We start from the raw sequence: 12,318 nt of genomic DNA on the forward strand, positions 1-12,318 counted from the left end.
CCGGGCCGACACGGTGACGTCATGACCGGGGGAGGAGACCGATCAAAGCTGAATGCAGAGAAAGGATCTGACATGACACATCGGAAGTTCATATCGCTGATACTGGCCGCCGCGCTGGCGGTGACCGGAATGACAGCAGCCCCGGCGCAGGCCGGCGACAGGGATGTCGGCAAATGGGTGGCGGGGGCGGTTGCCCTGGGACTGATCGGCGCGGCCATCGCCGACAAGCGCCGCGACGACCGCGCGGTGACGCGCCATCAGGGCGGTCATGTGCCGCGGTTCAACAATGGGCATCGCCGTGGGCACGACCGCTACGACAATCGCGGGTATCGGCGCGGGCATGACGGCTATGGCAATCGCGGTCGTCATGGCGGGCGTTTTGCGCTGCCGCAGCAGTGCCGCCGCGACGTGCGGGTCCGGGGCGGTGTGCTGCGCGGCTATGGCCGGCACTGCCTGCTGAACAACTATTCAAGGTTCAACGCGCTGCCGCATCGCTGCGCGGTGGAGACCCGCGGAAATGGACGGCGTGGCGTGGTTTACGGCAGCGCCTGTCTCGAGCGGCACGGGTTCTTCGACCGCAGAAGTGACAAGTACCGCAAATAAGAGCGCGGATACCGGTCGAGCAGTGAGGGGAGGGGCCCGGTTCAAAGCATCCTACGGGTGCCTCCCTTCTTTTCCTCCGATGTAAACGTGACTATCAGGGGCCCATGATCACAACCGCGCATGGGCCCCATTTCCAGTTCGAGACCGAGGCGCTGGTCGCGGGCGCCTTGCGCGTGGCGGGCGTGGACGAGGTGGGCCGTGGCCCGCTCGCCGGGCCGGTGACGGCGGCGGCGGTGATTCTGGACGCCGAGCACATCCCCGAAGGTCTGAACGATTCCAAGGCGCTGACGGCGAAGCGACGCGCGGTGCTGCACGATGCGATCCTGGAGGTGGCCGAGGTTTCGGTGGCCCATGCCAGCGTCGAGGAGATCGACGAGATCAACATCCTTCGGGCGGCACAGCTGGCGATGACGCGGGCGCTGGAGGGGCTTTCGCGGCCGCCCTGCCTGGCGCTGGTCGATGGCAACCTTTTGCCCCGCGAGATGCCCTGCGAGGGGCGCGCGATCGTCAAGGGCGACGCGGTTTGTCTGTCGATTTCGGCGGCCTCGATTGTGGCCAAAATAAGGCGCGATCGCATCATGTGGGATTTGGCGCAACAGTATCCCGGCTATGGCTGGGAAACGAACGCGGGCTATGGCTCCAAAAGCCACATGGCCGCTTTGCAAAATCTTGGTGTGACCCCACACCATAGACGTTCGTTCAAGCCGGTGCACAATATCTTGTATCAAGAAAAAAACCTAACCGACTGATTCAAAAAGGAATTGACCGCGAATCGGCTTTGACTCATCCTTGGCCTCAACGACCAGAGCGCACAACAAGGCGCCGGGACAGAGGCAGAAAAGATGACGACAAAGACCAAGCAGGGCGTGGAAACGCTCCCGTTGAATACTGTCCTTGGTGGCGATTGTATCGAGGTCATGAACGGCCTGCCGGAAGGCAGCGTCGACCTGATATTTGCCGACCCTCCGTACAACCTGCAACTGCGCGGTGACCTGCACCGGCCAGATAACAGCCAGGTGGATGCGGTCGATGACGCGTGGGACCAGTTCGCCAGTTTCGAGGTCTATGACCGCTTCACCCGCGACTGGCTGAAGGCCGCGCGGCGACTGCTGAAGCCCAATGGCGCGATCTGGGTGATTGGCTCCTATCACAACATTTTCCGGGTCGGCGCGGTATTGCAGGACGCGGGCTTCTGGATCCTGAACGACGTGGTGTGGCGCAAGTCGAACCCGATGCCGAATTTCCGGGGCAAGCGCCTGACCAACGCGCATGAGACGCTGATCTGGGCCAGCCGCGACGAGGCGGCGAAATACACGTTCAACTACGAGGCGCTGAAGTCGCTGAACGAAGGCATCCAGATGCGCAGCGACTGGGTTTTGCCCATTTGCACGGGGCACGAGCGGCTGAAGGACGATCAGGGCGAGAAGGCGCATCCGACGCAGAAGCCCGAGAGCCTGCTGCACCGTGTGTTGCTGGGCACGACCAATCCCGGCGACGTCGTGCTGGACCCGTTCTTTGGCACCGGCACAACGGGCGCCGTGGCCAAGATGCTGGGGCGCGAGTTCATCGGGATCGAGCGCGAGGAAGCCTATCGCAAGGTGGCCGAGAAACGGCTGGCCTTGGTGCGCAAGTACGATCGCGCGGCGTTGCAGGTCAGCACCAGCAAGCGGGCCGAGCCGCGCGTGCCCTTCGGGCAGCTGATAGAGCGCGGCATGCTGCGCCCGGGCGAGGAACTCTTGAGCATGAACGGACGTCACAAGGCCAAGCTGCGCGCCGATGGCACGCTGGTGGGCGATGACGTCAAGGGCTCGATCCACCAGGTCGGCGCGGCGCTGGAAGGTGCGCCCAGCTGCAATGGCTGGACCTATTGGTGCATCAAGCGGGATGGCAAGCCCGTGTCCATTGATGTGTTCCGGCAACAGATCCGGGCTGAAATGGCCGATCGCGCCAACTAAAGGTTTTCACAGAATTCAAGAACACCGCCGGTGCCTGTGGCCTGACACATGGCACTCACCTTGCCCCCGCCCCTGACGGCGGGGGCTTTTTTCATGGGTCTACATCAGGTGTTGCAGGTGGGTGCCGTAATGCTTTGGGACCGTTGAACGCGCGACGACAGAAACGCAAGGACTGCGCCGCATTGACTTTTTGAGAATGACTTGCATATTCATGTTCGACTACCTGCAAGAGGGGCCTTTTACGAATGCGATTTTCTCGCCGGACCATGTTGATCACCTCCCTGGCGGCTGGCGCCTTGGCCGGAACGCCGCTGCGGGCGCAGGGCGCATCGCTTTCAGTGGTGGCCACGACCGGGATGATCGCCGATGCGGCGCGTCGCGTGGGCGGGGAGCATGTCGAGGTCAAAGCGCTGATGGGACCCGGCGTCGATCCGCATTCCTATCGTCAGACCCGAACCGACATCCAGGCCGCGCTGCGCGCCGACCTGGTTCTTTGGCACGGATTATACCTCGAGGCGCAGATGGAAGAATTCCTTTTGAAGCTGGGAGAGCGAGGGACGGCTGTGCCCGTGGGAGAGGCGGTGCCGCGCGACCAGCGGATCGCGCATGAGGATTACGCCAACAAGTTCGACCCGCATGTCTGGATGGTGCCGGACCTTTGGACCTACGTGGTCAATGGCGTGCGTGACGCGCTGAGCGAGGCGGCGCCGGACCGTGCCGATATGTTCGCGTCCCATGCCACGGAATATCTGGAAGAGCTGGACGCCCTCGGATCCTACGCGCGGGATGTGTTGGCGACCGTGCCGCAGCCCGCCAGAGTGCTTCTGACCGCGCATGACGCGTTTGGCTATTTCGGCGCGGCTTATGGTTTCGAAGTCGTCGGTATCCAGGGAATATCCACGGAGTCGGAGGCCGGCTTGAACCGGATCAGGACCTTGGCGGACATGCTGGTGGAGCGCGGCATCGGGGCCGTGTTCGTTGAAACTTCCGTCAGCGACCGCAACATTCGTGCGTTGGTCGAAGGGGCTGCCGCGCAGGGGCACAAGGTGAAAATCGGCGGCGAGTTGTTTTCGGACGCGATGGGCGCGCCGGGCACATACACAGGCACCTATATCGGGATGATCGACCACAATGTCTCAACAATCGCCCGGGCGCTTGGCGGCGAGGTGCCGCAGCGCGGAATGCAGGGCAAACTGGAAGAAGGGAGCTGAGGCCGTGAGCGTGGAACTGGTGACGACCGAAGCCAATCGCGAGGACCGTGACGCGCTGGCCGCAAGCCCACTGGCAGTGCGTGGGCTGACAGTCTCCTACGGAGAAAAACCAGCCGTGTTTTCGCTGGATGCGACGTTTGAACAAGGCGCGATGACGGCCATCATTGGTCCGAATGGTGCGGGCAAATCGACGATGCTGAAGGCCGCGCTGGGAATCGTGAAGCCCGTGTCGGGGCAGGTCACGGCGTGGGGCGAAGACCTCGAAGAGATGCGGGCCCGGATCGCCTATGTCCCGCAAAGAGCGACCGTGGACTGGGATTTTCCGGCGCGCGTTCTGGATGTGGTGATGATGGGCCAATATCGAAAACTTGGCCTGTTGGGCCGGGTAAAGACAAAGCACATGCAAACCGCGCTGCATTGTCTTGAGCGCGTGGGCATGGACGGCTTTGCCGACCGGCAGATCGGGCAACTGTCCGGAGGTCAGCAACAGCGGGTGTTCCTTGCCCGGGCGCTGGCGCAGGACGCGGAGCTGTACCTGCTGGACGAGCCTTTTGCCGGGGTCGATGCCGCGACCGAAACGGCGATCATCTCGGTGCTGAAGGACTTGCGCGGATTGGAAAAGACGGTTGTCGCGGTGCATCACGACCTGTCGACGGTCGCCGAGTATTTCGACCGCGTTTTCATCATCAGTACCAGCAAGGTTGCCGAAGGGGCGGTCGCTGACGCCTTCACGCAGTCCAACCTTCAAAAGGCGTATGGCGGGCGGCTGGCCACGGCGCAAATGGGCGCATTGGGGTAAGCAAGGATGATTTGGGACGCGCTGACACTGCAGCTTGGATACAATGCCACGCTTGTCACGATTGGCGCGGCGCTGCTTGGTATGGCGGCGGGTGCGACGGGAACGTTCCTGTTTCTGGGCAAGAGGGCGCTTGTCAGCGACGCGATCAGCCACGCGACCCTTCCGGGCGTCGCGCTCGCCTTCGTGGTGATGGTGGCGCTTGGCGGGGACGGGCGGGCCCTGCCGGGTCTGCTGGTCGGCTCGGCCCTGTCGGCGGCCGTCGGGCTTTTGTGCGTCAGTGCCCTGACCAACAGGACGCGGCTGTCGGAGGATGCGGCCATCGGGGCGGTACTGTCGGTGTTTTTCGGCTTCGGTATCGTGCTGCTGACGGTGATCCAGTCGATGAATTCCGGGCGGCAGGCGGGGTTGGAGAGCTTCCTGCTCGGCTCGACAGCCGGAATGTTGTGGCAGGACGCGATGGTGATCGCGTCGGGCGGCGCGATCGTGCTTCTTCTGGTTGCCGCGTTCCGGCGGCCGATGACCATGGTGGCCTTTGATCGCGTGTTCGCCGCGAGCCTGGCTATGAACGTACCCAGAGTCGAGTTGGCGATGATGGGATTGGCGCTGGCGATCACTGTCGTGGGCCTGAAAGTCGTGGGGTTGATCCTGATTGTCGCGCTGCTGATCATTCCGGCGGTCGCGGCGCGGTTCTGGACTGACCGGGTTGGCCATGTGGTGATTTCGGCCGGTCTGATCGGCGCAGTGTCCGGCTATGCCGGAGCGGCAGTTTCGGCCACGGCCCCGGCGTTGCCCACCGGCCCGATCATCGTGCTGGTCGCGTTCGCGCTTTTCATCCTTTCGCTTTTGACGGCCCCCAATCGCGGTGTTTTCGCCGTGGTCCTGCGGCATCGGCGGTTTCGTGCGCGGGTTCATGTCCGGCAGGGATTGTTGGCGCTGGCGCAAGGGCAGCCGATTTACGAGGGCCTGACCCTGCGTCTTATGCGGCGCCGGGGGCTTATTCGTGCTGACGGCGTGGCGACCGAGCTTGGCCGGACTCAGGCCGGCAAGGCATTGCGCGATGAGCGGCGCTGGCAGCTGTTACGCTCGGATCCGGCCTATGAGGAAGCGGCGGCCAGCTATGACGGGCTGACACCGCTGGACGATGTTTTGACGCCGGATCAGTTAGGCGCTCTTGATCGCGAATTGCAGCCAAAGGGGGTGTTCTGATGGGCGAGGAATTCGTCGTCCTGTCCCTGGCGCCCATGCTGATCGGGGTCTTTGCCGCGGTCGCCTGCGCGATACCCGGGAATTTCCTGTTGCTGCGGCGTCAGGCGCTGATTGGCGATGCGATCAGTCACGTTGTGCTGCCGGGGATCGTGGTTGCCTTTCTGGTGACCGGGGTCGTGGCCGCGTGGCCGATGATGCTGGGGGCAGGTGGTGCGTCGCTTGTGGCTGTCGGCCTGATCGAGGCGATCAGGCGGCTGGGCGGGATCGAGCCGGGTGCCGCGATGGGCGTCGTCTTTACGGCGATGTTCGCGGGCGGTGTCCTGTTGCTGGAGCAATCGGACACATCTTCGGTGCATCTTGATGTCGAACATGCGCTTTATGGCAACCTTGAAAGCCTGATCTGGCTTGATGCGCAGGGCTGGGCGTCGCTTGCGGATATCGGTGCTCTGCGGGGCCTGCCGCCCGAGTTGCCCCGGATGGCCTTGACGTTGGTGCTGGTAACGGGACTGACATGGGTGTTCTGGCGACCACTGAAACTGTCGACCTTTGACGAGGCGTTCGCGCGCACGGTCGGGCTGCCTGTAAGCTTGATCGGGCTGGGGCTGGTCGTGGTTGCGGCCATCGCGGCGGTTGCGGCGTTCGACGCGGTGGGCTCGATCATCGTGATCGCGATGTTCATCTGCCCGCCCGCCGCCGCACGGATGGTCACCAACGGCCTTGAGGCGCAGGTGGCATGGTCGATCGGGTTCGCCGTGCTCTCTGCGGTCCTGGGGTACGTGCTGGCCGGATACGGCCCGCTTTGGCTGGGCTTTGACGATGCAGTCAGTGCGGCGGGCATGATCGCGACAGTTTCGGGGGCAATCCTTGGTCTGGCCGCCGCATTCGGCCCGTGCCGCCACCGAAGCGGCGTCAGCGCGTCGGCACCCTAGCTGTCCACCAGACCCAGCGTCCGGCCCAGCGCCACAAGCCCGGCCCCGACAAGATTGCCGGGGTCCAGTGCCGTTGCCGGCACGCCCTGAGCAGCGAGCGCCGTCATGTGCGGGGCAGGTTCGGTGCTGATCACCAGAACCTCCTGTCCAAGCCAATAGGGCCGGGTGGCGGCCAGTTCGGCCCCCAGTAGGTGACCTGTCAAAGCCGCGCGGTCGCCTGCGATTTCGGCCTGACGCAAATGCGCGGCAAGGCGCTCCGGTCGGCTTAGCGTATCGGCCAGCGCATCGGCATCCGCCGATGCGGCACCATCGAGCGCGGTCACGAGGCGCGGTGTTAGAACCGTCTGGGCGCTGATCGCTTCGCCTGCGCTGATATGAATCCAATGGGTCACATCGGCTTGCGTCGCGCATATCACACCGTCCCAATGCACGCGCGTCGCAAGCGCACCGGCGATCCAGAGACGTACGCTGGCGCTGATGATGTCGGGCGGGCTGGCCTGTTCGAGCGCGGGCAGGGTGCCACGGTTTTCCGGCAGAATGCTTGTGGGCAGGCGATCGGGCGGTCCATCGCCCAATCGCACCATGCGCGGTGCATCGCCAAGCTCCGCCAGAACCGCGTCTTCCGAGGCTGCGGTGGTGTGTCTCAAGAGGCTTTCGCCGTCAATCAGGTGCCCCGACAGGCCGGAGCTTTCGGGAACAAGCGCGATCCAGCGGGTCATCGCGCCTGCATTTGCCGCACGAGCGGAGCCACGTCATACCCCGCCTTTGCGGCGCGTTCGATGATCTCTTCATCGGCACGGCGGCCATGTTCCACCGCGGCCCAGAGCATGGTGCAGCGGGTGCCGCTGCGACAATAGGCCAGAATGGGCTTGGGCAGGTCCTGAAGCGCCTTGTCGAACTCGGCCAGCGCATCGGGGGTGATCATGCCGGACGTGATGGGCACACTGCACACTTCCAGCCCTTCGGCTTCCGCCGCCTGTTTGATCGCTTCGAACTCGGGCTGTCCGGGTTCTTCGTCATTCGGCCGGTTGCAGAGGATGGATTGAAACCCCGCTCCGGCGACTTCGCGCACATGTGCCGCGTCGATTTGCGGCGAGACGGCGAATTCCTGCGTCAGGGGGCGAATATCCATGCTTTGGCTCCTGTTCCGGCTAAAGCCAATATGGGCGCAAATGACGATGGATTTCAATGACCGCGTCGCCAAGAGCGATGGTTGGGTGCATGGCGACTGCACGAGACCGGCAAGCGTGCTATATTCCCAGATGCATGATTGTGAACCGCATTGAAAGGGAGGACCGAGGCTTATGACCGACAAGGACGCCTACACCAAGAAGCTTGAGGCTCAGATGAAGGAGTGGCAGGCCAATATCGACAAGATGCGCGCGCAGGCCGAGAAGGCGCAAGCGGATGCGCAGGTCCAGTACGAGGAACACCTGAAAGAGCTTCGCGCACGACGTGACGAGATGCAGGTCAAGCTGGACGAGTTGCAGCGCAATCAGTCGGCGGCATGGAACGACGTCAAGGCCGGTGCCGACAAGGCATGGGACGACATGTCAAAGGCCATGCAGGATGCGTGGAAGCGGTTCAGCTGAACCGCTGACCGCCCCGGGCGTCAGTCATACCGCAGCTCCGTCGCCTTGCCGCGGAAGATCACGTAGGACAGCACCGTGTACCCGATGATCATCGGCAGGACGAAAAGTGTGCCGACGAGGATGATCATCAGGCTTTCCGGTGCGCTTGCGGCCTCGAATATGGTCAGGCGCTCGGGTACCACGTAGGGGTAGAACGAATACGCCATGCCGATAAAGCCCAGCGTGAAAAGCGCGATGGTCAGGGCAAACGGCGCGGCACACAGCGCGTCGTTTTTGCGCGGCAGGCTGCGCAGCAGGCCCCAGAGGAGCAAGATCAGGCCCGCCGAGATCAGGGGCAGCGGCGCGAGGAAGTAAAGCTCGGGCAGCGTGAACCACTTGTCGAAGATCCGGCTGCTGACATAGGGCGAGGCCAGCGATATGGCCCCCAGCCCCAGGATCACGCCCCAGATCCCGTCACGCGCCCAGCGAATGGCCTTGGCCTGCAATTCGCCTTCGGCTTTCAGGATCATCCAAGTCGCCCCGATGAAGGAATAGGCCACCGTCAGGAAGACCGCCGTGATCGCCCCGAAGAGCAGAGTGAAGGGCGTCATGTTCAGGCCCATGACGTACAGCCCCAGCATGAAGCCCTGGGACAGCGACGCCATGAGGCTTCCGATCCAGAAGGACAGGTCCCAGAGCCGCTTGCGCCGGGCCGGGGCCTTGGCGCGGAATTCGAAAGCGACGCCCCGCAGGATGAGGCCCACCAGCATGAGGGCGACCGGCAGGTAGAGGGTTGTCAGGATCACGCCGTGCGCGGTGGGAAAGGCCACCAGAAGGATGCCGATGGCCAGAACCAGCCACGTCTCATTGGCGTCCCAGAACGGTCCGATCGAGGCGACCATGCGGTCTTTCTCGGCCTCCGTGGCGAAGGGAAACAGCACCCCGATCCCGAGGTCGAACCCGTCGAGGCAGACGTAGAACAGGATCGACAGGCCCATGAGACCGGCAAAGGCCAGCGGCAACCAGATCGCGGGATCTCCGAACGTGTCCATGCGTCTACTCTGCCGGGGCCGGGTTCAGCCCGGGCATGTCCGGACGGCCCCGCTTTTTCGCCTGCTGTCCGACACAGGCGAGGTAATAGAGCACGAAAATATAGGCCAGCAGAAGAGCGGCATAGACCGAAAGGTAGATGACCAGCGTCGTCGCCACCATCGGTGCGGGCACTTCGGCCACGGCTTGTTCGGTCGTCATCACGCCGCTGACCAGCCATGGCTGACGTCCGATCTCTGTCGTGTACCAGCCCGCGAGCGTGGCGACCCAGCCGGAAAAGGCCATCGGCACCAGCGCCAGCAGCAGCGGCTTGGGCAGGCCCTCGGGGCCACGCCGCCGAAACGCCATGAAGCCCACGGCGCCCCAGCTGATCAGGAGCATCGCCATGCCGGTGCCAACCATGACACGGAAGGCGTAGAACACCGGCGCGACGGGCGGGTGAAGGAGTGCGCCATCTTCGGCGACAAAGTCGTTGAGGCCCGGAATTTCGCCGTCGGCATGGTGCGTAAGGATGATCGACGCAAGGTTCGGAATGCCGATCTCTGCATGGTTTTCGCGCGCGGCCTCGTCCGGGATCGCGAAGAGCAGAAGCGGGGCGTTGCCTTGGGTGTCCCAGTTGCCTTCCATCGCGGCCACCTTGGCGGGCTGATGTTCCAGGGTGTTCAGCCCGTGCATGTCGCCCGCGAGGATCTGCATCGGGATCAGAAGAGCGCCGAGGCCAAGGCCCGTGACGAGTGACACACGCACGTCTTCGCCCTTGTCGCCGCGCAGCCAGCGCAGAGCGGACAGGCCGGCCAGAAGGAACGCGACCGTCAGGCCCGAGGCCAGCAGCATATGGGTCACGCGGTACGGCATGGACGGGTTGAATATGATCGCCCACCAATCCGTTGCGTGGGCCACGCCGTCGCGCATCTCGAACCCCGCCGGCGTGTGCATCCAGCTGGACAGCACGACGATCCAGAAGGCAGACATGGTCGTGCCAAACGCCACCAGGAACGTGGCCAGCGTGTGCAGCCAGCCCGGAACGCGGCTCATGCCGAAAAGCATGATGCCCAGGAACACGGCCTCGAGGAAGAAGGCGGTCAAGACCTCGTAGGCCAGAAGCGGGCCTGCGATGTTGCCGACGGTTTCCATGAAGCCGGGCCAGTTGGTGCCGAACTGGAAGGACATGGTGATCCCCGACACGACGCCAAGGCCAAAGCTGAGTGCGAACACCTTCACCCAGAAGCGGTAGGCATTCATCCAGCGTTCCGCGCCGCTGCGGTTGAAGCGCAGCTTGAAGTAGAAAAGCACCCACCCCAGCGCGATCGTGATCGTGGGGAACAGGATGTGGAACGAGATGTTGGCACCGAACTGGATGCGCGATAGCAGGAGTGTGTCCATGGCTCTTAGGGTGACAGGTTGCGACGGACTTCAGTAACCGCCACCAATCAACCTAAGGCGAAACGCGCGAATTTCCGCCCAATGCGACCAGAGGGCGCGGCAAAAGTGGGAACGGCGGACGCTCGGATTGCCGCTTCGTTTTCGCTTGTGCTGCCGTCAGGCTGCGGCAAAGCCCGCGTCCAGGGCCGAAAGAACGCGGTCGATCTCTGCCTCGGTGATGATCAGCGGCGGTGACATCAGCAGGTTGTTGCCCCCGATCCGGACCATCGCGCCGGCCTCGTACGTGGCCTTGTGGACCCGCTTGACTGTGGTTGCGTCCATCGGGGTTTTCGCGGCGCGGTCGCTGACCAGTTCTATGCCGGTCATCAGGCCGTGCCCGCCCCGTACATCGCCGATGATGTCGTGTTTCTCCATCAGGTTCCGCACGCCTTCGAACAGTTGGGTGCCGCGGGCCGCGGCGTTGGTTTTCGTATCCAGCCGCAAGGTCTCGGACAGGCAGGCCACGACAGCGGCGGCCCCGACCGGATGCGCCGAATAGGTGTAGCCCGTCCAGATCGCGCCGCCCGCGTCGGCGCCCTCGAACACCTCCGCGACCGTCTCGCCGAGCAGGACGCCGCCCACGGGGAAATAGGCGCTGGTGATGCCCTTGGCGACGGTCATCATGTCGGGCTGCACGCCCCAGTGCCGGGCGCCCGACCAGTCGCCGGTGCGTCCGAAGCCGCAGATGACCTCGTCGGAGATCAGCAGGATGCCGTAGCGGTCGCAAATCTCGCGCATGTGCTTCATGAAACTGGCGTCGGGCACGATGACTCCGCCCGCGCCCTGGATCGGCTCCATGATGAAGGCCGCGATGGTGCTTGGGTCCTGGAACTCGATCTCGTCCACCATCGCGGCGGCGATCTTCTCGGCCAGCCTGGCAGGATCGGTTTCGTGGAACGGATTGCGATATGTATAAGGGCTGGGCAGGTGGAAACAGCCGGGCAGAAGCGGCTCGTAGGTGATGCGGAAGCGGTTGTTGCCATTGACCGACGCGCCGCCCCAATGTGTGCCGTGATAGCCCTTTTTGAGTGACAGGAACTTGGTGCGCGTGGGCTCGCCGCGCAGGCGGTGATATTGCCGCGCCATGCGCAGGGCCGTGTCGACCGCGTCGGACCCGCCGGAGGTGAAAAAGACGCGGGCCATGCCGTCTTCGGCAAAGAATTCCTGTACCGCGTAGGAGGCCTCGATCGCCGGGGGATTGGTGGTGCCGGCAAAGGCCGAATAATAGGGCAGTTGCCACAGCTGGTCACTGATCGCCTGTTTGATGGCGTCGTTGGAATAGCCCAAGTTCGTGCACCACAGTCCGCCCACGGCGTCCACCACGCGATGCCCGTCGATATCGGTAATCTCGACGCCCTCGGCGCTTTTGATGATGGTGGGAGCGTGTTCCTGCTGTTCGCCCGGGTGGCCCATCGGGTGCCACAGGTGGCGCGCATTCATCTCTCGCAGGAAATTGTCGTCTTTCATGGAAAGCCCCCGTGTCTGAGTCGCGGATTTGATCAAACGTGGCACCGTGCCGGGGTTCTGTCCAGTGACGCCAATGGGGACCGCGCAAAAGAAAGGGGGCCGTTG

At 63.7% G+C, this 12,318-nt stretch carries 13 protein-coding genes; 8 read left to right on the top strand and 5 right to left on the bottom strand.

Annotated features, from left to right (window positions below; all coding sequences use genetic code 11):
* Positions 1–72: 72 nt before the first annotated feature.
* From C2I35_RS10190 to C2I35_RS10220, 7 genes are all read left to right on the top strand, one after another.
* On the top strand, positions 73–603 hold the full coding sequence (locus tag C2I35_RS10190; RefSeq protein ID WP_103762918.1) for a hypothetical protein: 531 nt from the start codon (positions 73–75) through the stop codon (positions 601–603).
* 104 nt (positions 604–707) lie between these two features.
* Positions 708–1,352 (top strand): ribonuclease HII, encoded by a 645-nt coding sequence (locus C2I35_RS10195; RefSeq protein ID WP_103762919.1) that lies wholly within the window; start codon positions 708–710, stop codon positions 1,350–1,352.
* Between the two features lie 93 nt (positions 1,353–1,445).
* Positions 1,446–2,558 carry a site-specific DNA-methyltransferase gene (locus C2I35_RS10200; RefSeq protein ID WP_103762920.1) on the top strand — a complete coding sequence of 371 codons (1,113 nt, stop codon included), beginning with the start codon at positions 1,446–1,448 and terminating at the stop codon, positions 2,556–2,558.
* Between the two features lie 266 nt (positions 2,559–2,824).
* Entirely contained in the window at positions 2,825–3,769 is a 945-nt protein-coding gene (locus C2I35_RS10205; protein WP_245890463.1) for a metal ABC transporter solute-binding protein, Zn/Mn family, read from the top strand.
* 4 nt (positions 3,770–3,773) lie between these two features.
* Positions 3,774–4,568 carry a metal ABC transporter ATP-binding protein gene (locus C2I35_RS10210; protein ID WP_425442900.1) on the top strand — a complete coding sequence of 265 codons (795 nt, stop codon included), beginning with the start codon at positions 3,774–3,776 and terminating at the stop codon, positions 4,566–4,568.
* Between the two features lie 6 nt (positions 4,569–4,574).
* On the top strand, positions 4,575–5,774 hold the full coding sequence (locus tag C2I35_RS10215; protein WP_103762923.1) for a metal ABC transporter permease: 1,200 nt from the start codon (positions 4,575–4,577) through the stop codon (positions 5,772–5,774).
* Positions 5,771–6,703: a metal ABC transporter permease gene (locus C2I35_RS10220; RefSeq protein ID WP_103762924.1), complete on the top strand. Its 933-nt coding sequence runs from the start codon at positions 5,771–5,773 to the stop codon at positions 6,701–6,703. The genes C2I35_RS10215 and C2I35_RS10220 overlap by 4 nt, the downstream gene beginning before the upstream one ends.
* Here the strand turns inward: C2I35_RS10220 and C2I35_RS10225 are convergent.
* Both C2I35_RS10225 and C2I35_RS10230 read right to left on the bottom strand, forming a co-directional pair.
* A complete protein-coding gene (locus tag C2I35_RS10225) occupies positions 6,700–7,422 on the bottom strand; it encodes a 2-dehydro-3-deoxygalactonokinase (protein ID WP_103762925.1) in 723 nt (240 codons plus the stop codon). The genes C2I35_RS10220 and C2I35_RS10225 overlap by 4 nt on opposite strands.
* On the bottom strand, positions 7,419–7,835 hold the full coding sequence (locus tag C2I35_RS10230) for a protein tyrosine phosphatase family protein (RefSeq protein WP_103762926.1): 417 nt from the start codon (positions 7,833–7,835) through the stop codon (positions 7,419–7,421). Before C2I35_RS10230 ends, C2I35_RS10225 begins: the two co-directional genes overlap by 4 nt.
* A gap of 172 nt (positions 7,836–8,007) precedes the next feature.
* Here C2I35_RS10230 and C2I35_RS10235 point away from each other — a divergent pair, with 172 nt between their 5' ends.
* Positions 8,008–8,295, top strand: coding sequence for a sll1863 family stress response protein (locus tag C2I35_RS10235; RefSeq protein ID WP_103762927.1), 288 nt, complete (start codon positions 8,008–8,010; stop codon positions 8,293–8,295).
* Positions 8,296–8,315: 20 nt separating this feature from the next.
* On the opposite strand, the gene C2I35_RS10240 is transcribed toward C2I35_RS10235, so the two are convergent.
* The 3 genes from C2I35_RS10240 to C2I35_RS10250 form a co-directional block, all read right to left on the bottom strand.
* Positions 8,316–9,326: a cytochrome d ubiquinol oxidase subunit II gene (locus C2I35_RS10240; protein WP_103762928.1), complete on the bottom strand. Its 1,011-nt coding sequence runs from the start codon at positions 9,324–9,326 to the stop codon at positions 8,316–8,318.
* A gap of 4 nt (positions 9,327–9,330) precedes the next feature.
* Positions 9,331–10,707: a cytochrome ubiquinol oxidase subunit I gene (locus C2I35_RS10245; RefSeq protein WP_103762929.1), complete on the bottom strand. Its 1,377-nt coding sequence runs from the start codon at positions 10,705–10,707 to the stop codon at positions 9,331–9,333.
* A 156-nt stretch (positions 10,708–10,863) separates the two neighbouring features.
* Entirely contained in the window at positions 10,864–12,213 is a 1,350-nt protein-coding gene (locus C2I35_RS10250) for an aminotransferase class III-fold pyridoxal phosphate-dependent enzyme (protein WP_103762930.1), read from the bottom strand.
* Positions 12,214–12,318: the final 105 nt, after the last annotated feature.

Source organism: Roseovarius confluentis, assembly GCF_002917925.1.
In the GTDB taxonomy this organism is placed as follows: domain Bacteria; phylum Pseudomonadota; class Alphaproteobacteria; order Rhodobacterales; family Rhodobacteraceae; genus Roseovarius; species Roseovarius confluentis.